General features: G+C 62.8%; 22 protein-coding genes. 12 read left to right on the top strand and 10 right to left on the bottom strand.

Annotated features, from left to right (window positions below):
• Positions 1-143: 143 nt before the first annotated feature.
• Complete coding sequence (locus tag ACK8OE_RS06820; protein WP_410271921.1) at positions 144-998, top strand: NlpC/P60 family protein; 855 nt, start codon at positions 144-146, stop codon at positions 996-998.
• Between the two features lie 59 nt (positions 999-1,057).
• Here the strand turns inward: ACK8OE_RS06820 and ACK8OE_RS06825 are convergent, their stop codons facing one another.
• Positions 1,058-1,774: a c-type cytochrome gene (locus tag ACK8OE_RS06825; protein WP_410271922.1), complete on the bottom strand. Its 717-nt coding sequence runs from the start codon at positions 1,772-1,774 to the stop codon at positions 1,058-1,060.
• Between the two features lie 422 nt (positions 1,775-2,196).
• On the opposite strand from ACK8OE_RS06825, the gene ACK8OE_RS06830 reads away from it, so the two are divergent.
• The gene (locus ACK8OE_RS06830; RefSeq protein ID WP_410271923.1) at positions 2,197-3,051 is read left to right on the top strand and encodes a prephenate dehydratase; all 855 of its coding nucleotides are present in this window, start codon (positions 2,197-2,199) and stop codon (positions 3,049-3,051) included.
• Between the two features lie 245 nt (positions 3,052-3,296).
• Here the strand turns inward: ACK8OE_RS06830 and ACK8OE_RS06835 are convergent, their stop codons facing one another.
• The 5 genes from ACK8OE_RS06835 to ccmA are packed head-to-tail and all read right to left on the bottom strand — an operon-like array spanning position 3,297 to position 6,097.
• Positions 3,297-3,836 carry a DsbE family thiol:disulfide interchange protein gene (locus ACK8OE_RS06835; RefSeq protein ID WP_410271924.1) on the bottom strand — a complete coding sequence of 180 codons (540 nt, stop codon included), beginning with the start codon at positions 3,834-3,836 and terminating at the stop codon, positions 3,297-3,299.
• Positions 3,833-4,009, bottom strand: a complete 177-nt coding sequence (ccmD, locus tag ACK8OE_RS06840; RefSeq protein WP_290799276.1) for a heme exporter protein CcmD — start codon at positions 4,007-4,009, stop codon at positions 3,833-3,835. Before ccmD ends, ACK8OE_RS06835 begins: the two co-directional genes overlap by 4 nt.
• A complete protein-coding gene (locus ACK8OE_RS06845) occupies positions 4,009-4,743 on the bottom strand; it encodes a heme ABC transporter permease (protein ID WP_410271925.1) in 735 nt (244 codons plus the stop codon). Before ACK8OE_RS06845 ends, ccmD begins: the two co-directional genes overlap by 1 nt.
• A 42-nt stretch (positions 4,744-4,785) precedes the next feature.
• Positions 4,786-5,475: a heme exporter protein CcmB gene (gene ccmB / locus ACK8OE_RS06850; protein ID WP_410271926.1), complete on the bottom strand. Its 690-nt coding sequence runs from the start codon at positions 5,473-5,475 to the stop codon at positions 4,786-4,788.
• Complete coding sequence (gene ccmA / locus ACK8OE_RS06855) at positions 5,468-6,097, bottom strand: heme ABC exporter ATP-binding protein CcmA (RefSeq protein WP_410271927.1); 630 nt, start codon at positions 6,095-6,097, stop codon at positions 5,468-5,470. Before ccmA ends, ccmB begins: the two co-directional genes overlap by 8 nt.
• 219 nt (positions 6,098-6,316) lie before the next feature.
• Between ccmA and acnA the strand changes: the two genes are divergently transcribed.
• Positions 6,317-8,995: an aconitate hydratase AcnA gene (gene acnA, locus ACK8OE_RS06860; protein ID WP_410271928.1), complete on the top strand. Its 2,679-nt coding sequence runs from the start codon at positions 6,317-6,319 to the stop codon at positions 8,993-8,995.
• An 80-nt stretch (positions 8,996-9,075) separates the two neighbouring features.
• On the opposite strand, the gene ACK8OE_RS06865 is transcribed toward acnA, so the two are convergent.
• Positions 9,076-9,414: a GIY-YIG nuclease family protein gene (locus ACK8OE_RS06865; protein ID WP_410271929.1), complete on the bottom strand. Its 339-nt coding sequence runs from the start codon at positions 9,412-9,414 to the stop codon at positions 9,076-9,078.
• A 70-nt stretch (positions 9,415-9,484) separates the two neighbouring features.
• Here ACK8OE_RS06865 and ACK8OE_RS06870 point away from each other — a divergent pair, with 70 nt between their 5' ends.
• Both ACK8OE_RS06870 and acnB read left to right on the top strand, forming a co-directional pair.
• Complete coding sequence (locus tag ACK8OE_RS06870; protein WP_410271930.1) at positions 9,485-10,051, top strand: DUF2239 family protein; 567 nt, start codon at positions 9,485-9,487, stop codon at positions 10,049-10,051.
• Between the two features lie 180 nt (positions 10,052-10,231).
• Positions 10,232-12,820, top strand: coding sequence for a bifunctional aconitate hydratase 2/2-methylisocitrate dehydratase (acnB, locus tag ACK8OE_RS06875; protein WP_410271931.1), 2,589 nt, complete (start codon positions 10,232-10,234; stop codon positions 12,818-12,820).
• Between the two features lie 197 nt (positions 12,821-13,017).
• Here the strand turns inward: acnB and uxaC are convergent, their stop codons facing one another.
• Complete coding sequence (uxaC, locus tag ACK8OE_RS06880; protein ID WP_410271932.1) at positions 13,018-14,430, bottom strand: glucuronate isomerase; 1,413 nt, start codon at positions 14,428-14,430, stop codon at positions 13,018-13,020.
• Positions 14,431-14,577: 147 nt separating this feature from the next.
• Positions 14,578-15,666 carry a LacI family DNA-binding transcriptional regulator gene (locus tag ACK8OE_RS06885; protein ID WP_410271933.1) on the bottom strand — a complete coding sequence of 363 codons (1,089 nt, stop codon included), beginning with the start codon at positions 15,664-15,666 and terminating at the stop codon, positions 14,578-14,580.
• A gap of 303 nt (positions 15,667-15,969) precedes the next feature.
• Between ACK8OE_RS06885 and ACK8OE_RS06890 the strand changes: the two genes are divergently transcribed.
• The 4 genes from ACK8OE_RS06890 to ACK8OE_RS06905 all read left to right on the top strand — a co-directional run bounded on the left by ACK8OE_RS06890 (position 15,970) and on the right by ACK8OE_RS06905 (position 20,485).
• The gene (locus ACK8OE_RS06890) at positions 15,970-17,457 is read left to right on the top strand and encodes a UxaA family hydrolase (protein ID WP_410272031.1); all 1,488 of its coding nucleotides are present in this window, start codon (positions 15,970-15,972) and stop codon (positions 17,455-17,457) included.
• A gap of 125 nt (positions 17,458-17,582) precedes the next feature.
• Positions 17,583-19,022 carry a mannitol dehydrogenase family protein gene (locus ACK8OE_RS06895; RefSeq protein WP_410271934.1) on the top strand — a complete coding sequence of 480 codons (1,440 nt, stop codon included), beginning with the start codon at positions 17,583-17,585 and terminating at the stop codon, positions 19,020-19,022.
• Between the two features lie 207 nt (positions 19,023-19,229).
• On the top strand, positions 19,230-20,063 hold the full coding sequence (locus tag ACK8OE_RS06900; RefSeq protein WP_410271935.1) for an alpha/beta hydrolase family protein: 834 nt from the start codon (positions 19,230-19,232) through the stop codon (positions 20,061-20,063).
• The gene (locus ACK8OE_RS06905) at positions 20,060-20,485 is read left to right on the top strand and encodes a GNAT family N-acetyltransferase (RefSeq protein ID WP_410271936.1); all 426 of its coding nucleotides are present in this window, start codon (positions 20,060-20,062) and stop codon (positions 20,483-20,485) included. Before ACK8OE_RS06900 ends, ACK8OE_RS06905 begins: the two co-directional genes overlap by 4 nt.
• 46 nt (positions 20,486-20,531) lie before the next feature.
• Here the strand turns inward: ACK8OE_RS06905 and ACK8OE_RS06910 are convergent, their stop codons facing one another.
• Positions 20,532-22,142 carry a carboxylesterase/lipase family protein gene (locus ACK8OE_RS06910; protein WP_410271937.1) on the bottom strand — a complete coding sequence of 537 codons (1,611 nt, stop codon included), beginning with the start codon at positions 22,140-22,142 and terminating at the stop codon, positions 20,532-20,534.
• A gap of 118 nt (positions 22,143-22,260) precedes the next feature.
• Here ACK8OE_RS06910 and moaA point away from each other — a divergent pair, with 118 nt between their 5' ends.
• The 3 genes from moaA to glp are packed head-to-tail and all read left to right on the top strand — an operon-like array spanning position 22,261 to position 25,062.
• On the top strand, positions 22,261-23,274 hold the full coding sequence (moaA, locus tag ACK8OE_RS06915; protein WP_410271938.1) for a GTP 3',8-cyclase MoaA: 1,014 nt from the start codon (positions 22,261-22,263) through the stop codon (positions 23,272-23,274).
• Position 23,275: 1 nt separating this feature from the next.
• On the top strand, positions 23,276-23,842 hold the full coding sequence (gene moaB / locus ACK8OE_RS06920) for a molybdenum cofactor biosynthesis protein B (RefSeq protein ID WP_410271939.1): 567 nt from the start codon (positions 23,276-23,278) through the stop codon (positions 23,840-23,842).
• Positions 23,839-25,062, top strand: coding sequence for a gephyrin-like molybdotransferase Glp (glp, locus tag ACK8OE_RS06925; protein ID WP_410271940.1), 1,224 nt, complete (start codon positions 23,839-23,841; stop codon positions 25,060-25,062). Before moaB ends, glp begins: the two co-directional genes overlap by 4 nt.
• Positions 25,063-25,069: the final 7 nt, after the last annotated feature.

Below are 25,069 nucleotides of genomic sequence, written 5' to 3' on the forward strand. Positions count from 1 at the left end.
CAATCTGCGCCTCGCCGGTCGTGTCATTAACTCCACATTCGCATCTTTGCGCTATGGTCTTGCTCTAAGCCTTTCTCTGTTAAGACTTTTTTACGAAGGTTAAGCAGATCAAACAGGCATGATGGTGAGTTAGAGGCAGCAGAATGGCCCACGACGATTTCGACCCGCGCATGACGCCGTTCAAGGACGGCAAGGCCGATCAGCGCCTTCAGGGGCTGATGCGCGCCGAAACCTTTGTCGTTGGCGAAACCCTCGCCTGCGCCGCACCGGTCAGCGCCATCCGCGCCGCCCCCAGCAACAGCGCCGAGCAACTGGATCAGATTTTGTTCGGGGAGCGCTTCCGCGTGATCGAACGTTCCCGCGACTATGTGTGGGGTCAGGCCCTGCGTGACGGCTATTGCGGCTATGTGCGCGAAGCCGACCTGTCGCGCGACTGGTACGTGCCGACCCACTATGTTTCGACCCTGCGCAGCTACGTCTTCTCGGAGCCGAACCTGAAATCGCAGATCGTCTGCGCGCTCAGCCGCAACGCGTTGGTCAGTGTCACGGGCACGGATGGCAATTATGCGCAGCTCAATGATCTGGGCTGGATCTACCGCGCGCACCTGTCGGATTTTACGGATTTCGACCACGACTATGTCAGCGTCGCCGAAACCTATCTCAACGCCCCCTATCAGTGGGGGGGCCGCGAAAGCGAAGGCCTCGATTGCTCCGGTCTGGTGCAGCAGGCGCTCTACGCCGTCGGTCAGGCCTGCCCGCGCGATTCGGACATGCAGTCGCATATGGGGGAGGCGCTGGACATCGGTGCGGATCTGAAAGGGCTCTATCGCGGCGATCTGGTGTTCTGGAAGGGCCACGTCGCCATCATGCGCGACGAAGACCACATCATCCACGCCAATGGCCACCACATGAAGACGGTCATCGAGCCGCTGCGTGAGGCCGTGGACCGTATCGAAGCGGCGGGCGTGGGCCGACCAATCGCCTTCCGCCGTCTGTAAGAAATCAAGAGTCTGATGCAAAAAACCCGCCGTCTCCGGCGGGTTTTTCTGTGTCTGGCTTATTGTGCAGCCGCGGGAGCCGCAGAGGCCGAGGCCGACCCCGTGGGCAGCGGCCCGCCAGCGGTCGAACCGGTCGGCGGCGTGGCCACCGCGCCTTCTTTCGGCGCGGGCTGGGCTGGAGCGGCACCCGCTGCGGCCGGGGCAGCGCCCGGCTGACGCGAGGGATCGGGGGCGGGGATCGGATAGCCGGTCGAACCCTTGGAATGCAGGTAAGCGATCAGGGCAATGCGCTCTTCCGGCTTCTTGATACCGGCAAAGCCCATCTTGGTGCCCTTGACCCACTTCGCCGGGTTGCCGAGGAAGTGATAGAGCTGATCATAGGTCCAGGTCGGCGCTTCGGCGGCGTGCGCCTTCATGCCGTCGGAATAGGCAAAGCCCGCATGGCCGGCCGTCGCGCGACCCACCACGCCCCACAGGCCTGGACCGGTCATATTGGCATTGGCCGGATCGACATTGTGGCACGAGACGCACTTGCCGAACACCTTTTCACCGGCGGCCAGATCGGCGGTCGGCAGCACCGTGCCCCAATCCGGATCAAGCTCAACGGCAGCCGCGCCGCCACCCGCTTCGGCTTCGGCCACTTCGACGGCGTAGCCTGGCTTGGCCGGCGGTTCTGTGTGGTAAAGGGCATCGACGCCCACGCGCGCCACCACAATAACCAGCGCCGCCGTGAGGCCCGCCGCCATGATCTTGTTAAACTGAAGATTACCGCTCATGCCGCCTCTGACGTCCCGACTCTATATCCCAGCGTTCAGCCGCCTATTTGACCGGACGATCCCCTCGGGGTCAATGCCGGGTAGCGGCTCTTTATCTCTGTTCTCTGACACGAAAAGGCCTCATTGCGCAAGCCGCCTTTCGCGCGGCAAAGCGTCCTCAGAGCTTCTGTGTCAAATCGTCGCAGAACCGCGAAAGCCGCCTGCGCACCTGTTTGCCTCTAAGCCAAATCGCGCCCTATTTCCAGCGCTAGATAGAAATGACTGTGAGGTGAGGGGACATTTCGCTCTAATTTCTTGTTTCACCGCCTGTATTTTCAAAACCTACCTTTCGCTTTAGGCATATAGCTTTGCGCCGAAACCCTTGAAAAACGGCGGAAAGACAGGCACAGACGGCGCTTTCTGTTGTTCAGGGTCTCTCTGCCATGACCGCTTCCCAAAAGATCGCCTATCAGGGCGAACCCGGCGCCTTCAGCCATCAGGCCTGCCGCCGCTGGTTCCCCGACTACACGCCGACCGCCTTCCCGTCCTTTGAGGCGGCCTTTGCGGCGGTGGCGGCGGGCGAGTGCGCTCTGGGCATGATTCCGGTCGAAAACGCGCTGGCCGGGCGGGTGGCCGACGTGCACCACCTGTTGCCGCATTCGGGGCTGAAGATCATCGGTGAGCGCTTCCTGCCCATCGAAATGACCCTGATGGGGACGCCGGACGCCGAACTGTCGGATATCAAGGTGGCCTTTTCGCACACCATGGCCCTGATGCAGTGCCGCAACTCGCTGAACGCCCTGGGTATCCGCCCGGAAATCTATCACGATACCGCCGGTGCGGCCCGCCGCCTCAGCGAGACGCAGGAGCGTGATCGCGCCGCCATCGCGCCGGAAATCGCGGCGGAACTTTATGGCCTGAAAATCCTGCGTCGCAATCTGGAAGACGCGCACAACAACACCACGCGCTTTCTGGTCCTCAGTGCGCAGGCCGAGGTTTCTAACCCCGCGGAGGCCGAGCGTGTCCTGACCAGCTTTGTCTTCGGTGTGCGCAACATCCCGGCGGCGCTGTATAAGGCGTTGGGTGGTTTTGCCACCAACGGCATCAATATGATCCGGCTGGAAAGCTATATCCGCGACGGCATCTTTGCCTCGACCTTCTTCTATGCCGAGGTCGAAGGCCGCCCCAGCGACCGCCTGCTCAAACTGGCCTTTGAGGAACTGACCTTTTTCGCCGAAGAGGTGGAGTTGCTGGGCGTCTATGCCATGGACCCCTTCCGCGCCTCGCAGGGGGTGTAATACCAACGGCCGAAGATGCTGACCGCATCCGGCCGTTGAAGAAACGAGAATGTCTCATATGTATCAGTGATATGAGACATTCTCGAACGGAATGCCAAGGGTCATTCTCCATGACCCTTGATATAATTAGAGCCTCATGCCGAACAGTGCCAAAACACTTTAACTAGGTGCTTTTCGGAAAAAACATGAGGCGTTAGAAATAATTAGAGCATTCGGCGGCTCAACTTAGCCGACGAATGCTCTAATTACGGCAGCTTCGTCCCGTCGCTGACGGCCTTGTATACCGCAGGCACGGTTTCCGGCACGATCGGGCCGGTAATCTTGTCGATCACCACGCCGTCCGCGCCAACGATGAAGGTCTCCGGCACGCCTGAAATCCCCAGATCGAGCCCCATCTGTCCGTCTTCGTCGGACAGTATGCGCGCGTAGGGGTTGCCGTGCTTTTCGATAAAGCTCAGCCCGTTGATCGGTGTGTCCTTATGGTCGATGCCGATAATGATGACGCCTTTGGCCTTCAGATCCATCAGATAGGGGTGCTCGGCCAGACATGGTGTACACCATGAGGCGAAGACATTGACCAGTACCGGCTTGCCCGACGCGCGCGCGATTGCCGGCAAGGAGGCCAGCGACCCGTCGTGCAGATCGGTCAGTTGCCGCGCCGGCAGCGGCTTGCCGACCAGCTCCGCCGGAGCGTAGTCGGTCTTTTTATGGAAATTGTACCAGCCGAGTATGGCCGCAAGCCCCACCAGCAGGACCAGAGGCGCGGCCAGCAGAAGGCGCTTCATGCGTCCACCTTTTGCGCCTTTTCAGCGGCCAGAGTCTCCTGCAACGCCTTGAGCTTCGCCGCGCGGTCACGATGCGCGCGCACGCTCAGCACGGTGAGGCTGAGCAGCGCCAGCGCCGTCACGCCATAGCTGCCCCAGACGAAAAAGGCGTACTTGCCCATATCCAGATCCATTACGCCCCTCCTTCGCGGAAGCCGAGACGCGCCCGCAGCCCGTTATATTTGCGGCTTAGGATTTCCGTGTCGATGCGGATCAGCCACAGCCACACGAACAGCGTCTTATAGGCCAGCGCCATCACCAGCAGCGGCCACAGCATAGCCGGCGCGACGGTGGGGCCATCCGGCCGGAAAACCGAAGCGCCCTGATGCAGGGTGTTCCACCAATCGACCGAAAACTTGATGATGGGCAGGTTGATCAGGCCGATCAGGGCCAGAATGGCGGTTGATTTGGCCGCCCGCTGTTCGTCTTCGATCGAGGCGTGCAGGGCGATATAGCCGATATAGAAGAGGAACAGCACCAGCACCGAGGTCATGCGCCCGTCCCATTCCCACCAGGTGCCCCACATGGGCTTACCCCACAAGGAGCCGGTGATCAGGGCCAAAGCCGTGAACACTGCGCCGATGGGGGCGGCGGCCTTGGCGGCGGCATCGGCCAGAGCGTGACGGAAGATCAGGCCGAAGAAGCTCGCCACGCCCATGACGAGGTAGGTAAACAGCGCCATCCACGCCGCCGGGACGTGGATATACATGATGCGCACCGTGTCGCCCTGCTGATAGTCTTCGGGCGAGGCGAAGCAGAGATAAAGCCCCCACGCAAACAGCACGAGGCTCAGCCCCGCCACCCACGGGCGCACGGGGGCAAACACCTTCGAGAAACGGTCCGGATTGGCCAGCCAGCTTATGATCATGGGTGTCTCACATAGGCGGTTTCACGAAGAGCGACAAGTCTGTCAATTTAACGCACTGCGCAGCGCCGCGCCCATGGCGATGGGGCCCAGCGCCAGCGCAAACAGACCGTAGGCGCAGAGAAGGCTAAGCGCCTGAAACACGGGCGCGCCGGTGACGAAGGCCTGCATCAGGCCCGCACCGAAAATGACCGGCGGCACATAGAAGGGCAGGACCAGCAGGGCGATCAGCACCCCGCCTTTACGCGACCCCAGAGTCAGAGACGCCCCCGCTCCGCCGATCAGGGCAAAGCTGAGCGAGCCGATGAGGGCCGCCACCAGCGCCCAACCGGCTACGCCCACGGGCGCGCCCAGCAGGATCATCACCACCGGCGTCATCAGTGACAGGATCAGGCCCGTGCCCAGCCACTGGGCCAGACATTTGAGAAAGGCTACCCATTCGAGCGCCAGTGGCCCGGTGCGCAACAGGTCGAACACCCCGTCTTCGTAATCGCGCTCAAACAGCCGTTCCAGCGACAAGAGCGAGGCCAGCGCCAGACACAACCAGGTCAGGCCGGGCGCGATCTTCGACAGGGTTTGCGCCTCCGGGCCGAGGCTGAGCGGCACCATGGCCATCAGGGTCAGGTAGAACCCGGCGGCCAGCACCGGCCCGCCGCCGCGTGCCAGAGACAGACCCAGATCGCGCTTTAACAGGGCAAGGGAAGGGGAGGGCGGTCTCGCCTTTAACTCACCCATAGACCGCCTCCATCGCCGGTGCCGTCAGTCGCAGTTCGCGCACCTCAAACGGCAACGGATCGTGCACGGCGCAGACAATCAGCCCGCCCGCGCTCAGATGCGCCCGCATCAGCTCGGCCAGCTTCGCCCGGTGTTCGGCATCGAGCGGCGACATGGGCTCATCGAGCAGCCAGACGGGGCGCTTCGCCATGATCAGCCGCGCGCACGACAATCGCCGCTTCTGCCCCGCCGACAGCATCCGTGTTTCCAGGTCCAGCAGGGGCGACAGGTTCAGCCGCCGGATCGCCTCGGCCTGTCCCGCCGCCGTGCCCCCCAGAAAGGTGCGCTGAAAGTCCATTTCCGCCCCGGCCAGACGCCCCGGCGACAGGGCTTCGGCGTGACCGAGATAATGGGCCTGCGCCGCCATTGACCCCTCCGGATCAACGCCGTCCACATAGCGCACGCGGCCGCCGTCGGGGCGGATAAACCCGGCCAGTGTGCGCAGCAGCGTCGTCTTGCCCACCCCATTGGCCCCGGTGAGGGCGACGCACTCACCGGGTGCGACGGAAAACGACAGGTCATGGATCAGATGGCGGTAGCCTTTTTTCAGGCTTAGCGCGTCCACCGCAAGAGAGAGGGCCATCAGGCGAAAACTTCCGAACAAATTCCCCACGGCGGGGGCTTCTTCATAGACGAGTAGCCGGAAGCGGTTTAGAAGGCAATTGACCGCGCCATCGGCCGGTAACCGTGCGACCCCGGACAGGACCCTGTGCGTCCGTCAGGGCGGAACGCGCGACGCCGGTTTCAGGCCCATTGGGGGCCGCGATGTTCCCACCTTACGCGGTCGGAAGGAAAAGCGACCATGTCCCTCGACAGCTTTATTTCTAAGGCCGAACTCACCGTCGGCGACCACACCTACACCTATTTTGACCTGAAGGCCGCCGAAGCCAACGGCCTGCCCAACATCTCGCGGCTGCCCGCCTCGCTGAAGGTGCTGCTGGAAAACCTGCTGCGCAACGAAGACGGCGTGTCGGTGACCAAGGCCGATATTCAGGCGCTGGCCAACTGGATCGACAATAAGGGCTCGGTCGAACACGAAATCGCCTTCCGCCCGGCGCGCGTCCTGATGCAGGACTTCACCGGCGTTCCGGCGGTGGTGGATCTGGCGGCCATGCGCGACGCCATGGTCAAGCTGGGGGCCGATCCGGCCAAGATCAATCCGCTCAACCCGGTGGACCTCGTCATCGACCATTCGGTCATGGTCGATTATTTCGGCACGGCGGATGCGGCCAAAAAGAATGTGGACCGCGAATATGAGCGCAATATGGAGCGCTATAACTTCCTGCGCTGGGGCTCCTCGGCCTTTAACAATTTCCGCGTCGTGCCGCCGGGCACCGGCATCTGCCATCAGGTCAATCTCGAATATCTGGCGCAGACCGTGTGGACCAGCGTCGCCGCCGGCGGCGATGTCGCCTATCCGGACACGGTGGTCGGCACCGATTCGCACACCACCATGGTCAACGGCCTGAGCGTGCTCGGCTGGGGCGTCGGCGGCATCGAGGCCGAAGCCGCCATGCTGGGTCAGCCCATCCCCATGCTGATCCCCGAAGTGATCGGCTTCAAGCTGACGGGCAAGCTGCCGGAAGGGGCCACCGCTACCGACCTCGTCCTGACCATCACCCAGATGCTGCGCAAAAAGGGCGTGGTGGGCAAGTTCGTCGAATATTTCGGCGAAGGCCTCACCACCCTGTCGCTGGAAGATCAGGCGACCATTGCCAATATGGCTCCGGAATATGGCGCGACCTGCGGCTTCTTCCCGGTGTCGCAGGCGACCATCGACTATCTGACGGCCACCAACCGCGAGCCCGCCCGCGTCGCTCTGGTCGAAGCCTATGCCAAACAGCAAGGCCTGTGGCTCGATCCGGAAAACGATCCGGTCTTCACCGACACGCTGGAGCTTGACCTCGGCGGCGTGCTGCCGTCTCTGGCCGGTCCCAAGCGTCCGCAGGACCGCGTGCTGCTGACCGACGCGGCATCGGAATTTGCCAAGGCCCTGAGCGGTGAGTTCAACAAGGCGGGCGATGAAACCCGCTCGGCCGCCGTCGCCGGCACCGACTACAGCGTCAAACACGGCGATGTGGTCATTGCCGCCATCACCTCGTGCACCAACACCTCCAACCCGTCGGTGCTGATCGCCGCCGGTCTGGTGGCACGTAAGGCCAAGGCGCTGGGCCTCAGCGTCAAGCCGTGGGTCAAGACCTCGCTGGCCCCCGGTTCTCAGGTCGTCACCGATTACCTCAATGCCGCAGGACTGACCGCCGATCTCGACGCGCTGGGCTTCAACCTGACCGGCTATGGCTGCACCACCTGTATCGGCAATTCCGGCCCGTTGCCCGAAGCGATTTCGGCGGCCATCAACGAAGCCGATCTCGTCGCCTGCTCGGTCCTGTCGGGCAACCGCAATTTCGAAGGCCGTGTGAACCCCGACGTGCGCGCCAACTATCTGGCCTCGCCGCCGCTGGTCGTGGCTTACGCGCTGGCCGGGTCGCTGAACGTCAATCTGACGACCGATCCTCTGGGCACCGGCAGCAACGGTGAGCCGGTCTATCTCAAGGACATCTGGCCCACCAATGCCGAGATCGCCGAGATTCAGCGCGCCAACGTCACCCATGACAAGTTCAGCGCCCGCTATGCCGACGTCTTCAAGGGCGATGAGCACTGGCAGGCCATCTCTGTGTCGGGCGGTCAGACCTATCAGTGGGACGCCACCTCGACCTACGTCGCCAACCCGCCCTATTTTGAGGGCATGACCATGACGCCGGAAAAGGTCACCGACATCGTCGAAGCCCGCGTGCTCGGCATCTTTGGCGACTCGATCACCACCGACCACATTTCGCCGGCCGGTTCGATCAAGAAGACCTCGCCCGCCGGTCAGTGGCTGACCAACCACGACGTGCCGGTGTCGGAGTTCAACTCCTACGGCGCGCGTCGCGGTCACCACGAAGTCATGATGCGCGGCACCTTCGCCAATATCCGCATCCGCAACAAGATCACGCCGGACATTGAAGGCGGGGTGACCAAGCACTTCCCGTCGGGCGACGTGATGGCCATCTATGATGCCGCCATGCGCTACAAGGCCGAAGGCCGCAGCATGGTCATCTTCGCGGGTAAGGAATACGGTACCGGTTCGTCGCGCGACTGGGCGGCCAAGGGCACCAAGCTTCAGGGCGTGCGCGCCGTCATCGCCGAGTCGTTCGAGCGCATCCACCGCTCCAACCTGGTCGGCATGGGCGTCCTGCCCCTGCAGTTCAAGATCGACGGCTGGCAGAAGCTGGGCCTGACGGGTGAGGAAATCGTCACCATCCGCGGCCTCGAAAACGTCCAGCCGCGTCAGGAACTGATCGTTGAGCTGTTCCGCGCCTCGGACGGCAAGGTGGCCCGCTTCCCCGTCCGCTGCCGCATCGACACCCCGACCGAGCTTGAATATTTCAAGAACGGCGGCGTCATGCCCTACGTGCTACGCAATCTGGCCCGCGGTTAGAATTGAAGAGAGAAGAGGCGGGGGGCTTGCCCCCTGCCCCCCGATTGAGGAGCCCCGTCGTCACCGGCGGGGTTCTTTTTTTACAGCAACCCCTCCGCCTGTAACCGCTGCTGCCACAGGTCTTTGCGGCGTTTCAGATCGTCCTTGCGCGCCATGTCGGAATAGTCCTCTGGCACGCGATCCAGCGCCTCATAGCGAAACTCTGTCTCGCCATGCGCGTTCCAGGCGGCTTGCAGGCTGGCGTGGCGATGGCTGCCCAGTCGCAACGTAAACCACAGGCCGTTCTGCTGCGCCTCCAGATTACGGCTGGCCCCCACCCACGTCTCGCCCGTGGCGTTGCAGATCACCGCATAGACCCCGCTCACCGCCTTGCGTTCCTTATAGGCCGCGATGGCCGCCTTCTTTTCATGGCTGTCCATGATCTCCTCCTTTGACAGCGGCGCTGATAACGCATAATTTTATCCGGGTAAAATAAATTCTGAGAACCTGATGACGTCCGAACCCCTCTACGCCGTGTTTCAGGCCACCCGCCGCCTGACCGTTGGCCCGCCCGCCGAAGCCGCACGGGCTGCCCACAAGGCCCTTGCGGCTCAGCCCGACGCCCCCGTTATCGTCCTTGATCGCGCCACGGGTCAGGTGATCGATCTCGACCTGCGCGGCGACGCGGCGGCCATTCAGGCGCGCTATGCCCCCACACCTGAAACCTCGCCTGAAACCGTCAAACGCGGACGGCCAAAGCTGGGGGTCGTGCCGCGCGAAGTCACGCTTCTGCCGCGCCATTGGGAGTGGCTGTCGCAGCAGCCGGGGGGCGCCTCGGTGACCTTGCGCAAGCTGATCGACGCGGCGCGCAAAGGCGGCCCGGACCCGAGGGCGCGCCTCAATGCTGCCTATCGCGTCATGGTCACTCTGGCGGGCGATCGTGAGGGCTTTGAAGAGGCGTCGCGCGCCCTGTTTGCCGGGGATCGTGCCGCACTTCGTCAGCGCCTTGCCCTCTGGCCCACCGATATTGGGCAGGAGGTTCTGGCCTGTCTCGACACCGAGCCGCCCAGCGCCTGAGGCACGCATCATGGCCAAAAGCCCCGTTCAGGAGTGAAAAACAAACTTCACCCGTGCAAATTTCTGCGCCGTTTCACGCCCATTTTACCCCTGTGGCCTATGCAAGGCTTCGCGCCTGCGATATGCGCCAAACCAAGGACTCTATAAGTCCGTCCCCAGACCCTTTCCAAAGGTGTACCGATGCTTGAAGCCTATCGTGCCCATGTGGCCGAGCGCGCCGCGCTTGGCATTCCGCCCCTCCCGCTGACCGCGCAGCAAACCGCCGAAGTGATCGAACTGATCAAGAACCCGCCCGCCGGCGAAGCGGAATTCCTCCTCGACCTGATCACCTATCGCGTGCCGCCGGGCGTCGATGATGCGGCCAAGGTCAAGGCCTCCTTCCTGTCGGCGGTGGCGCATGGCGACTTCCCGGTTGCGCTGATCAGCCGTGAAAAGGCGACCGAGCTTCTGGGGACCATGGTTGGCGGTTATAACGTCAAGCCGCTGATCGACCTGCTGGGCGACGCTGTGGTTGGTAAGATCGCCGCCGAAGCGCTGAAAAAGACGCTTCTGATGTTCGACTTCTTCCACGACGTGGCGGAACTGGCCAAGGCCGGTAATGAGAACGCTAAAGACGTGATCCAGTCGTGGGCCGAAGCCGAATGGTTCACCTCGCGCCCCAAGGTCGCCGAAAAGATCACCGTCACCGTGTTCAAGGTCACGGGCGAAACCAATACGGACGACCTGTCGCCCGCGCCAGACGCCTGGTCGCGCCCGGACATCCCGCTACACTATCTGGCCATGCTGAAGAACGCCCGCCCCGGCATCACGCCGGAAGAGGACGGCAAGCGCGGCCCGATCCAGTTCATCGAAGACCTGAAAGTCAAAGGCAACCTCGTCGCCTATGTCGGGGACGTGGTCGGCACCGGTTCGTCGCGTAAATCGGCGACCAACTCGGTCATCTGGGCCACGGGCGAAGACATCCCCTACGTGCCGAACAAGCGCTTTGGCGGCGTGACGCTGGGTGGCAAGATCGCCCCCATCTTCTTCAACACGCAGGAAGATTCCGGCGCCCTGCCCATCGAAGTCGATGTGTCGCAGATGGATATGGGCGATGTCATCGACATCTACCCCTATGAAGGCAAGGTCGAAAAGGCCGGTCAAAAGATCGCCGACTTCCAGCTCAAGTCGCACGTTATTCTGGACGAAGTGCAGGCCGGGGGCCGTATCAACCTGATCATTGGTCGCTCGCTGACCGCCAAGGCGCGTGAGTTTCTGGGCCTGCCGGCTTCGACCGCCTTCCGCCTGCCGGTCGCCCCGGTCGATTCGGGCAAGGGCTTCACGCTGGCGCAAAAGATGGTCGGCAAGGCCTGCGGTCTGGCCGAAGGGCAGGGCATCCGTCCGGGCACCTATTGCGAACCCAAGATGACCACGGTCGGCTCTCAGGACACCACGGGCCCGATGACCCGCGACGAACTGAAAGACCTGGCCTGCCTCGGCTTCTCCGCCGATCTGGTCATGCAGTCCTTCTGCCACACGGCGGCCTATCCGAAGCCGGTCGATGTCAAGACGCACCGCGAACTGCCGGCCTTTATCTCCAACCGCGGCGGCGTGGCCCTGCGCCCCGGCGATGGGGTCATCCACTCGTGGCTGAACCGCCTGCTGCTGCCGGATACGGTCGGCACCGGCGGCGATTCGCACACCCGCTTCCCTATCGGGATTTCCTTCCCCGCCGGTTCGGGCCTTGTGGCCTTTGGTGCGGCGACGGGCGTCATGCCCCTCGACATGCCCGAATCCATCCTTGTCCGCTTCAAGGGTGAGCTTCAGCCGGGCATCACCCTGCGTGACCTCGTCCACGCCATCCCCTACTACGCCATCAAGCAGGGCCTGCTGACCGTCGCCAAGGCCGGTAAGGTCAACGCCTTCTCCGGCCGCATCCTCGAAATCGAGGGCCTGCCGGACCTGAAGGTTGAACAGGCGTTCGAACTGACCGACGCTTCGGCCGAACGGTCGGCGGCGGGCTGCACCGTGAAGCTCAACAAAGAGCCGATCATCGAGTACATGACCTCGAACATCGTGCTGATGAAAAACATGATTGCCGACGGCTATCAGGACGCCCGCACGCTGTCGCGCCGCATCAAGGCGATGGAAGACTGGCTGGCCAATCCGGTGCTGATGGAAGCCGATGCCGACGCCGAATACGCGGCGATCATCGACATCGACCTCAACGACATCAAAGAGCCGATCCTGTGCGCCCCGAACGATCCGGACGATGCGCGCCTGCTGTCTGACGTGCAGAACACCGCCATCGACGAAGTCTTCATCGGCTCGTGCATGACCAATATCGGCCACTTCCGCGCCGCCTCCCTGCTGCTCAACGGCAAGAAGGACATCCCGACGCGCCTGTGGGTCGCGCCGCCGACCAAGATGGACGCCGCCGAACTGACCAAGGAAGGCCATTACAACGTGCTGGGCACCGCCGGGGCGCGTATGGAAATGCCGGGCTGTTCGCTGTGCATGGGCAATCAGGCGCAGGTGCGCGAAGGGGCGACCGTCGTTTCGACCTCGACCCGCAACTTCCCCAACCGTCTGGGCAAGAACACCAACGTCTTCCTCGCCTCGGCGGAACTGTCGGCCATTGCCTCAAAGCTGGGCCGCCTGCCCACCGTCGAGGAATACCTCTCCGACATGGGCGTCATCAATGCCAAGGGCGCGGAAGTCTATCGCTATATGAACTTCGACCAGATCGAAGAATATGCCGATGTGGCGTCTACGGTGGCGGCTCAGTAAGCCCGGTTAGATAGCGCAGGGGTCGCAGACCCCTGCACCCCGATACAAGGAGCCTCGCTGGCAACAGCGGGGCTCTTTTTTTACCTCCCCGCCAAAGGCAAATGTAGCAAAGCCCTCCGGACGACACCGGAGGGCTTTGTAATTTATCGGGTGAAGGGGCCAGTCGGCCCCTTCCTCTTTAAGCAAACCCCAAAACCTTACAGCTTATAGGCCGCCTTGGGCAGGTTATAGGTCAGGTCCTTGATCGTCTCGGCCGCGTCTTCCAGTTCCAGACGATGCTCGACCACCAGACGCGCCAGGAAGTTGGCGTCGATGCGGCGGGCGACGTCGTGACGCGCCGGGATCGACAGGAAGGCGCGCGTATCGTCGTTGAAGCCGACCGTATTGTAGAAGCCGGCGGTCTCGGTGACCTGTTCGCGGAAGCGCGTCATGCCTTCGGGCGAATCGTGGAACCACCACGACGGGCCGAGTTTCAGGATCGGATAGTGTCCGGCCAGCGGGGCCAGTTCGCGCGAATAGGAGGTCTCATCCAGCGTGAACAGGATGACCGTCAGGGTCTTTTCGTTGCCGAAAGCATCCAGCAGCGGCTTGAGATCATTGACGTAATCGGTGGCCAGCGGGATGTCGCAGCCCTTGTCGCGCCCGAAAGTTTCAAAGATCGTCTGGTTGTGGTTGCGGAACGAGCCAGGGTGAATCTGCATGGTCAGCCCGTCATCGAGGCTCATGCGCGCCATTTCGGTCAGCATCTGGGCGCGGAACAGCTCGGCATCGGCAGGGGTAAATTCCCCGACGATGATGCGGTTGAACAGGGCCTCGGACTCGCTGGCCGACAGATTGGCGGTCTTCGCCGTCGGGTGGCCGTGGTCGGTTGAGGTCGCGCCCATCTCCATAAAAAAGTCACGGCGTTTGCGGTGCGCGGCCAGATAACCCTTCCAGCTATAGACGTCTTCGCCGGAAAGCTCGGCAAACACTTTCAGCTTGTCGCGGAAGTCCTCGTGTTCGGCATCAATCACCGGGTCGGGGCGGTAGGCGGTGACGACGCGACCCTTCCAGCCGGACGCGCGAATTTTCTGATGGTGCTCCAGCGTGTCGGTCGGCGATTCGGTGGTGGCCAGAAGCTCGATATTAAAGCGTTCAAACAGGGCGCGCGGCTTATAGGCGTCAGACGCCAGAAGCTCACCGATGCGGTCGAAATAATCATCCGCCGTTGTCTCATCGAGGCGCTTGTCAAAGCCCATGATGTGGCCAAAGACGTGGTTCATCCACATGGCGGTCGGCGTGCCGCGGAACAGATGCTGATTGGCGGCAAAGATTTTCCACGCCGTGCGCGGATCGGCGGTCGAAGGCCCGGCTTTTGAGCCCACGCCCAGATCATTCAGATCATAGCCCTGCGAATAGAGCATGCGGTAGATGTAGTGGTCCGGCGCCAGAAACAGCTCGGTTGCGCTGCCGAAATTGGCATTATCGGCGAACCATTGCGGGTCCGTATGACCGTGCGGCGACAGGATGGGGTAATCCTTGATCAGCGCATACAGCTCGCGGGCCACCGCGCGCTGCGCCGGGTCTGCCGAAAACAGACGGTCTTCGTTCAAAATCAAAGGCTTGGACATATGATAGATACCGAAACAAAGCGAAACCGTGGACCGTTCTGTCTGAACTTTGTGACGGTCTTCGGGCTCATGATCTCCCGCTGCAACAGGTAACCGGTGTCATGGCTTTTATCAATGTCTAATTTAGACTCGTTCGCAAAAACAGGTTCAGGGCTTGAACGACGGGTCAGCCGGGCCGGTCGATTCCCGCACGATCAGGGCCGTATCGAAGACGGTGCTGTCCTTGCGGTTTTCCGCCAGCAGGGCATCGGCGGCCGCGCGGCCGATGTCGCGGATGGGGGCGCGCACGCTGGTCAGGCCGGGGGTGACGCGGGCGGCGATGGGGGCGTCGTCATAGCCGACCACGCTGAGGTCGTCGGGGACGCTGAGGCCCAACTCGGCGGCGGCCTTATAGACACCGACCGCCATTTCGTCGTTGGAACTGAAAATGGCAGTCGGGCGCGGTGATTGCGACAGCAGTGCCTTACCGGCCACGTAACCCGACTCGAAGGTATATTCCCCCTGCACGATCAGGGCGCTATCGAGCGTCAGGCCGCGCGCCTCAAGCCCTTCATCGAAGCCCTGTCGCCGTTGACGCGCCGAGGCGTAACCCGCCGGGCCGGAGATGAAGCCGATGCGGCGGTGCCCCAGATCGGCCAGATGCTCCGCCGCCGCACGGCAGCCCATGCGGTCGCGCGACACCACCTGCGACGAGACGATAGGCGGCGTGTTTTCTTCGCCGGGCATGGCGGTGATGCGCACATAGGGCACGTCGAGATCATCGAGCGCGGCCAGCAGTTGACGGTTTTCGGCGATGGGCGGCAGGACGATCACGCCGGACAGGCGCTGCAACTCCACGAAGTCTCGGATTTCGTCGATAAAATCCGCGCTGTTCTTGTCGCACGGGTGGACCACCAGCTCGGTGCCCGACCCGCGAATGCAATCCAGCACGCCGTTCTGGATATTGATGACGTACTGGGCATTGGGGTTGTCATAGACGAGGCCCAGCAGGAAGGAGCGGCGAAAGGCCAGGCCGCGCGCCTGCGGATCCGGCTTGAAACCGATGCGGGCGATGATGGCATTGACCTGATCGCGGGTTTCGGCGCGCACCGACGGCGAATGGTTGATCACCCGCGACACTGTCTTCTTCGAGACGCGCGCCAGAGAGGCCACATCGTTGATCGTCGCCTTCTTGCGGCGCTTCAGGAAATCTTCGACGGGATCAGGGGCGCCTTCGGGAAGAGCGGTCGTGGTCATCTGTGGGTTTTGCTTCCGGCCTGAATTGCGAAACGGTCACATACAAAAGTCCGTTTCATCTGTTATATTTAGCGGTAAATGGCGGCTGCGGGCAAGCGCGCAGATTTTCCGTCCATAGCCCTGTTACGCCTCTTGCCTATCTACCGCGTTCAGAGGTATGACACCGGTTACCAACCGTCAACATAAAAAACAGCGTTCGCGATCTCGCCTCTGAGGGCGTCGAACGTCAGAAAGACAGCGATTATGCCCGACGACTCTTCCTCCTGCGCGGCCCTTGGGCCTAAGGACACAAAAGCCCCGGCTATGGTGCGCTATGTGCGCGTGCACGCCACCGATGATGTGGCGATTGCGGTCGAAGCGCTGAGCGCCGGGGAGGTGCTGAATTTTGGTGATGTGCAACTGACGCTCGGAACCGACATCCCCAAGGGGCACAAGATCGCCCTGCGTGACATCGCCGTGGGCGTGCCGGTGCTGAAATTTGGGTTTCGTATCGGGCACGCCATCGCACCGATCAAGGCCGGTGAGCACGTCCATACGCACAATCTGGCCACCTCTCTGACGGGGGTCGAAGACTATGACTACGCGCCCGTGGCCGCCAAAGGGCCCGGTTCCCACCCCGATGCGCGCACCTTTAAGGGCTATCGCCGCGCGGATGGCAGGGTGGGTATCCGCAATGAAATCTGGATCTTGTGTACGGTCGGCTGCGTGGCGCGCACCTCTGAGCGGCTGGCCAGGGTGGCAAGCGAGCGCTTTAAGGGCCGCGTCGATGGCGTCTATGCCCTGACCCATCCGCTCGGCTGCTCGCAATTGGGCGACGACCTCAACCATACGCGCAAGCTGCTGGCGGCGCTGGCGGCGCACCCCAATGCCGGCGGCGTGCTGATCGTCGGTCTGGGCTGCGAAAACAATCAGCTCAGCGCCCTGATCGGTGAGATCGAAGGCCGCACGCCCGACCGCCTCAAATATTTCGCCGCCCAGATGGTCGAGGACGAGCACGAGGCGGGCCTTGAGGCGCTGGAAGAACTCGTGAAGGTGGTCGAAAAGGATCAGCGCGAGCTGTGCCACGTTTCGGACCTCGCCATCGGCGTCAAGTGCGGCGGCTCGGACGGTTTTTCGGGCCTGACCGCCAATCCGCTGGTTGGACGTGTGGCCGACATCGTTGCGCTGGCCGGTGGTCAGTCGATCATGACCGAAATCCCCGAAGTCTTCGGGGCCGAGCGCATCCTGATGGCCCGCGCCAGGGACGAAGGGGTGTTTTATCAGGTCGTCGATGTGGTCAACGACTTCAAGCAATACTTCCTCGACAACAACCAGCCGGTGTTTGAAAACCCGTCGCCGGGCAACAAGGCCGGGGGCATCACCACGCTTGAAGAAAAATCGCTGGGGGCGGTGCAAAAGGGCGGCCTCAGCCAGTTGACCGAGGTTCTGCGCTATGGCGAGCGCGCTACGCAGCCGGGCCTGTCGCTGCTCGAAGCGCCCGGCAATGACGCCGTGTCTTCGACGGCGCTGACGGCGGCCGGAGCTGTGATCGTGCTGTTCACCACGGGGCGCGGCACGCCGCTGGGCTTCCCTGCGCCGACGCTGAAAATCGCCTCCAATACCGCTCTGGCCGAAAAGAAGCCGCACTGGATCGACTTCAATGCCGGTCAGGCGCTGGAGGGCAAGACGCTGGACGAAACGGCCGATGACCTGATGGACCTTATCCTGCGCGTGGCGTCGGGTGAGCGCGCCAACAACGAAAAGAATGATGAGCGCGAAATCGCCATCTGGAAGAATGGCGTCACTTTGTAGGTATCATGGGGAAAACAGCGTTTCCCCTGTGCACCGCCTTCGCTATAATAGAGAAAATTCCTTGGGGCGGCCCGGCGGAATTTTTCAAAGTTTAGCCGATTTAACAGTCTGAAAGAAAAAACCGCATGACCCGCCTGTCGCCTGCCACGCTCGACGCCCTGAACTCCGATGTCATCAAACCCGCCTATGATCCGGCAAAGATCGCGGTCGGGATTGTCCATTTCGGTCCTGGTGCCTTTCACCGCGCCCATCAGGCGGCCTTTGTCGATGCGCTGCTGGCCACAGACCCGCGCTGGGGCATCTGCGGTGTGTCGCTGCATTCCAAGGGTGTGCGCGATGCGCTGGCCCCGCAGGACGGCCTCTACACCCTGGCTATTCTCGACGAAAAGATCGAATATCAGATTCTCGGTTCGATGCGCGAAGTGCTGGTCGGGCCCGAGGATATCGACGCCGTGCTGGAGCGCCTGACGCGCCCCGAAGTGCAGATCGTTACCTCGACGGTCACCGAAAAGGGCTACTGCCTCGATCCCAACTGGGAACTCGATTTCGCCCATCCGGACATCGTCCACGACCTCGCCCACCCGCAGACGCCGAAATCCTATATCGGCTATGTGGCCGAAGGCCTGCGCCGTCGCTATGCGGCGGGCCTTTCGCCCTTTGTGCTGATCCCCTGCGATAACCTGCCCAAGAATGGCCACCGCCTGAAGGCCGCCGTTGTGGCCTTTGTGGCGAAGACGGATGCGGTACTGGCGGCTAAGATCGAAGCCGATCTGGCCTGTCCCTGCACCATGGTGGACTCCATCACCCCGGCCACCGACGACGCCCTGCGTGAGCGCGTCAAGGCAGCGATTGGCCTCGAAGACGCCTGGCCGATCCAGCGCGAAGCCTTTACCCAGTGGGTGATTGAGGAACACGTTCACGACGGCGGCCCAGACTGGGCCTCGGTCGGCGTCATCCTGACCGACAATGTCCCGGCCTATGAACGCGCCAAGCTGCGCCTGCTCAACGGCCCGCACTCGACGATCGCCTATACCGGCCTGCACAAGGGTATCGAGAGCGTGTCGGAAGCCATGAAGGATGCCGAACTGGCGCAACTGGCGCGTGACCTGATGCTGAGCGACGTGGTGCCGCTGCTGGAAGCGCCAAAGGGCCTTGACCTGAGCGCCTATTCCGAAGCGATTTTGAAACGCTTCCGCAATCCGGCCATCCGTCACCTGCTGTCGCAAATCGCCTGGGACGGCTCGCAAAAGCTGCCGATCCGCCTCTTGTCGTCCCTGTCCGAGGCACTGGAAAAGGGTCAGGACGTGAGCCGCTTTGGCGTGCCGCTGGCCGCGTGGATGCGCTTTATCCGCGCGAAGGCCGTGGCCGGTGAGACGATCACCGATCCGCTGGCCGATGAACTGATCGCCATGGGCAGGGGGCTGAAAGACGACCTGTCGGACGTGGCGACCTTCCTTGCCTACCGCAAGGTCTTCCCGGAGGCGCTGGCGAAGGACTCCCGTGTCATTGCCGCCGTCGAAGGGGCCTATCAGACGCTTCTGTCGCGCGAACAGGTGGCCGCGTAATCGCATGGGCGGGGAGGGATAAGAAGGTTGACGCCTCTGCGCCCCGGCATTACCGCTTGCCCGGATAATACCAAGAGGCATTGAAAATGACTCTTGGGATGCCTTTCGCGACTGTCTCATGTCGCTGACACATATGAGACAGTCGCGAGTTTTCAACGGCCGGAGGCGGTCAGCCTCTTCGGCCGTTGGTATAAAAAGGACAAGCCCATGCCGAACCCCCGCCTTGTTTTGCCCGTCGAAGCCCCCACACCCGACCGCGTGATTGCGCTGTCCGACGGCGCGCCCAATGCGCCGGAAGGGCAATGGCCGGATCGCGTGCATAAGCAGGTCACGCGCGCCGAACTGAGCGCATTTAAATCACCGAATCCGGCGCGGGCGCGCGCCCTCGTCTATGGGGGTGGCGGCTATATCAACCTTGTGCACGACCGCGAAGGGGTGGAGGTCGCCCTGTGGCTCAATGCGCAGGGTATCGACGCCTATGTGCTGACGCATCGTCAGCCGGGGCAGGCGGATGCGGATGGCGGCGTGTGGCCTTACGATATCGCTCTGAACGACGGCCTCAAGGCGCTCGATTATCTGCAAAGCCTGACGCCCCTGCCACTGCTGCACGTGGGCCTGTCGTCGGGCGGGCATCTGGCCGGCGTCATGGCCTGTCAGACCCACGCACAAAAGGCGAAGGGCGTGCTGATCGCCTACGCCCCCATCAATGCCAATCACCGCGATTATAAGGCCCCGGCGGGCAAGCCCGACTATCCGCCCGCCGAAAAGCAGGCCTTTTACGACGCCTGGCCCATCGGCATAGCCGGGGAACCGCACGGTATCCCGCACATGCCGGTGTTTTTGGCCTACGCCCTGCACGATCAGATCGTACCCATCGATCACGCCCTGAACCTGATCAAGGCCATGCAGCAGACGGGGGGCGACGTCGATGCCCACATCTTCCCGCAGGCCCCGCACGGCTTTGCGGTGCGTGAGCTGAACGGCACGCACGATCAGTGGCCGTCACTGGCGGCCCGCTGGATCGACAAGGTGCTGGGGTGATCCGCCCGGCGAGCACCGCCGATGTCGCCGCCCTGACGCGCATCTGGGAAGAGTCGGTGCGCGCCGCCTATGATTTCCTTGCTGAGGGCGATATCGACTTTTACCGCCCCTACCTGCTGGCCGGGCTGATGGACGGCGAGGTGTGGGTGGCCGAAGACGACGGTGCCCCCGCCGGCTTTTGCGTGCTGGCAGGTGACAACACGCTGGCCATGCTGTTTGTCGATCCGACGCAGCAACGGCGCGGTGTGGGTCGCGCCCTGATCGCCCATGCCCACGTGCTGAAAGGCCCGCTGATCGTCGAGGTCAACGAACAGGTGACGGGCAATGTCACCTTCTATCAAAAGTGCGGATTTGCGGTGACCGGTCGTTCCGACACCGACGCGGCGGGCAATCCCTATCCGATTGTGTTTATGGCGCAGTGACTTTCAACGGCCGGATGCGGTCAGCCTCTTCGGCCGTTGGTATCAGTTAAGTGCCAGACTGGATAAACGGCACCTTTTCAAACAGCTTGCGTTCTTCGCCGCGCGGGTCATTGGCCATTTGCGGCGTCAGGTCCATCAGCATGGTCTGGCGCTCCGGCAGGCCATAGGGCGTCCAGTCGGGCAGGGCGGGGGTCTGCGGTGAGCCGTTGCGCGCAAAGGCGATAAAGGCGCCGGAGAACAGGTCGGCCATGCGCCGGGCCTGCGGGCTGTCGGTCGAGATGGCGTCCGGCACGGCGGTGGTGCGGAAGACCAGCGGAATGTCGATCGTGTGTGGCGCGCCCAGCCGCCCGCCGTCTTTCGGCGTCTTCCAATCGACCTGATAGACAAAGGTTTTGGCCCCGGCCTTGGCGCGTTCTTCGGCCTCGATAATCGCCCCGCGCCAAGACCGCCCCGCGGTCGTCGCCGCGAAATAGACATCGCTCGGCGTCATCTGCGGATAGAGTTTGCGATAGGTGTCGATGACGCGCCACGGGTCGATATCGACGCGGTAATTGGGCGGCAGTTTTTCCGGCAGCTCTTCCCAGGTCAGGTTCTGAAAGGCCGGATTAGTCCCCTGAAAACCGCGCGTTTCGTCGTGCGTATTGCCGATCATCATCGGGATGTGCCGCGATTGTGGCGCCGCGTCCGGATAGAAGGGGTGACGCATCAGGATGGCTTCATCAAGCACCGGGCCCATATAGACGCCGCCGGACCCCAATACCGGATCGGTGACCTTCAGCGCCGCGACCAGCGTTTCCCACGGCAGGGTCTGCACGGCCTTCAGCCCTTCGGCATCGGGCATTAGCCCCAGCGCCCCCAGAAACGCCTTCGCCCGCGCCGTGGCATTGCCGGGGCCGGAGGCGGTCACCTGCTGGCCGCTCATGGTCGCGGCCTTGTGGAACAGGCCGTCGGCTTTCGGCGTGGCCATCAGGGTGGCGATCTTGGCCCCGCCACCGGATTGCCCGAACACCATGACATTGCCGGGATCGCCGCCAAAGGCCGCGATATTGTCGCGCACCCATTGCAGCGCCAGAATGAGATCAAGCTGCCCACAATTCCCCGAAAAGGTCAGCGGGCCCGGTTGCTTCAAAATCAGCCGCTCCAGCCGCGCCAGATAGAGGTAGCCGAAGACATTAAGCCGGTGATTGACGGTCACCACCACCACATCACCGCGCTGCGACAGGTTTGTGCCATCATAGAGCGGGTCGGAGCCTGACCCGTTGGCATAGGCCCCGCCGTGAAAATAGACCATTACCGGGCGTTTTTGCTGTGTGGAAGCCTGCGGCGTCCACACATTGAGGAACAGGCAGTCCTCGCTCTTGCCATAGGCGTCGGGTTTGGATTGTTGGGGGCAGGCCGTGCCATAGCGATCCGCCCTGACCGGCTTGATCCACGGCTGTGGTGGGCGCGGCGGCAGGAAGCGATAGGGCGGCGCGGTCGTTTCGCCATACCGCAGGCCGAGAAACACCGCCGTGCCCGCCCGGACCTGCCCGATCACCGGGCCATTGGTGGTCTTGACCGTGACGGATTTGGGCTTGGACGACGCGGCTGATACCGGTGTCACGAAGGCTGACAGGGTCAGGGCGGACAGGCCCGTAAGGGCATCACGGCGTTTCATGTGGGCATTTCCTTTGGGTTCTGATTTTGAGGCAAGGTGGCCCCGCCACACGCAAATGTAAAGCCATCCGAAAGGGTAAACCCTTGTCCTGACCGCGAATTTCCGGCTATGCAAGGCTATGCGTTCCGAACCCGCCCTGATCGACGCCTATCATCGCCGCATCTCCTATGTGCGGATTTCGGTGACGGACCGCTGCGACCTGCGTTGCACCTACTGCATGTCAGAAAGACAGACTTTTCTCCCTCGTGAAAATCTGCTTAGTTTTGAAGAGCTTGAACGCCTGTCCCTGTTCCTGATCGAGCAGGGGGTAACACGGCTGCGCATCACCGGCGGGGAGCCGCTGGTGCGGCGGGGAATTCTGGATTTCCTGAAACGTCTGGGCGCGCAGGTGCATACGGGGCGTCTGAAAGAGCTGACCCTGACCACCAATGGCACGCTTCTGGCCGAGGCGGCGCCGCATCTGGCCGAGGCCGGTATTCGGCGCATCAATGTGTCTCTGGACAGCGTGGATGCCGACACCTTCCGTCGCATTACGCGCGGTGGCGACCTCAAAAAAGTGCTGGATGGCATAGACGCGGCGCAAAAAGTGGGCCTGAAAGTCAAGCTGAATACGGTCGCCCTGCAACAGGACAATCGCGCCCATCTGCCGGAGATGATCCGCTTTGCGCACGCCAACGGCATGGACATTTCGCTGATCGAGACCATGCCGCTGGGCGAAGAGATCGCCGGGCGCGAAGACCAGTTCGTGTCCCTGCGCGACGTGATGGCCGATTTGCAAAGTTTCTGGGACATCACGCCTTTGAGCGACACGACGGGCGGGCCATCGCGCTATTACCACGTAGCGGAAACCGGCGGCCGGCTGGGCCTGATCACGCCGCTGAGCCATAATTTCTGCGACACCTGCAACCGCGTGCGTATCACCTGCACGGGGCAGCTCTATATGTGCCTGGGTCAGGACGACCATGTCGATTTGCGCGCCGCCCTGCGCGAAGACGCCAGCAATGCCGCCCTCAGTGCCGCCCTGGCCGAAGCCTTGCGCCATAAGCCTAAGGCACACGACTTTTTCATCGGGGCGCAGGCCCCGCACACCGCCTACACGCCGCGCCGGACCATGTCCGTCACCGGAGGATAGAATGGAACTAACGGATAAAGAAAAATCGTACATCGGCGCGGGGCGCATAGACTTCGAGCGGCCGTTCAAGCCGGTCAATATCGCCGTCCTCACCGTGTCGGACAGCCGCACGCCCGACACCGATACCTCCGGTGACCTGCTGGACGCGCGCATCACGGCGGCAGGCCATCACATGGCGGCGCGCGAGCTGGTGCGCGACGACAAGGATCATATCCGCACGGTCATCACCAATTGGATCGACTCCGGTAATGTCGATGTCGTCATCTCGACGGGCGGCACTGGCATTACCGGGCGCGACGTGACCCCGGAAGCGGTCGAGCCTCTGTTCGACAAGCGCATCGAAGGCTTTTCGACCATCTTCCATATGGTCAGTTTCCAGACCGTGGGCCTGTCCACCCTGCAATCGCGGGCGCTGGCCGGGATCATCCGCGGCGTCTTCGTCTTCTGCCTGCCGGGCTCCAACGGCGCGTGCAAGGACGGCTGGGACAAGGTCATCCGCTGGCAGCTCGATTCGCGCCACGGACCGTGCAACATGGTCGAACTGATGCCGAGGCTGCTGGAAAAATGACGCGCAAGGGTATCCCCGTTGATGAGGCCGTCACTTTTATGCGCGCGGCGGCTCCGGCGCCGCAGACGCGCAAGGTCGCTCTGTCGAAGGCCTTGGGCCGTGTCCTGAGCGAGCCGGTCATCGCGACGCGCGACCAGCCGCCGTTTGATGCCTCGGCCATGGATGGCTATGCCATCTGCAAGTCGCTGACCGACCCGGTGGCGCAGGGCGCGCCGCTGCGCCTGATCGGTGAAAGTGCCGCCGGGCGACGCTTCGAAGGCCGCATTGAATGGGGCGAATGCGTGCGCATCTATACCGGCGCGCCGGTCCCTGACGGGGCGAAGGCCGTGGTCATTCAGGAAAACGTCCGCGTCACCGATATGGGCGTGTTTATCGAGCCCGACGGCTGGAACGACCCCAAGACGCATATCCGCCCCAGAGGTCAGGACTTCAAGGCCGGGCACGAACTGCTCTCGGCGGGGGTGCGCCTCGATGCCTGGCGGCTGTCTCTGGCGGCGGCGGCCGGTCAGAAGACGCTGAAGGTGGCGCGCCGTCCGCGCATTGCCATCCTCTCGACCGGTGATGAACTGGTCGCACCCGGCACAGAGCCGCGCGAGGATCAGATTTTTGAGTCCGGCTCCTTTGCGCTATTGGCCATGTGCCGTCAGTGGGGGGCGAAGGCGCAGTTTGTCGGCGTCGAAAGCGATGATCTGGACGGTATTTACGACGCGCTGAAAGACACCGAGGCCGACCTGATCGTCACCATCGGCGGGGCCAGTGTCGGCGATTACGATCTGGTCAAACCGGCGCTGGAGCGGCTGGGACTCCAGATCGACTTCGGCAGCGTCAATATCCGGCCGGGTAAGCCGACCTGGACGGGTGCGCTCAGCGACGGTCGCCGCGTGCTGGGCCTGCCTGGCAATCCGGCCTCCAGCATGGTGTGCGCGCAACTCTTCCTCAAGCCGTGGATCGAGGCGGCGTTAGGCCAGGGCGGGCGCGACACGCTTTTAAGCCTGCCTGCCGCCGTCGATATTGCCGCCAATGGCCCGCGCGAAACCTGGCTGAGGGGGCGCATCGTCACAGATGACAAGGGCTGCCCGGCGCTTCGGCCCTTTGCCGATCAGGACTCGTCGCTGATCGCCGTCTTTGCCCAAAGCGACGTGCTGATCCGCCGCCTGCCGCAGGCGCCAGCGATCAAGGCGGGCGATCTGCTGACCTATGTAGCCCTGGACAGATACTGAAAACACG

It is taken from the genome of Asticcacaulis sp. W401b, from assembly GCF_046503825.1.
In the GTDB taxonomy this organism is placed as follows: Bacteria; Pseudomonadota; Alphaproteobacteria; order Caulobacterales; family Caulobacteraceae; genus Asticcacaulis.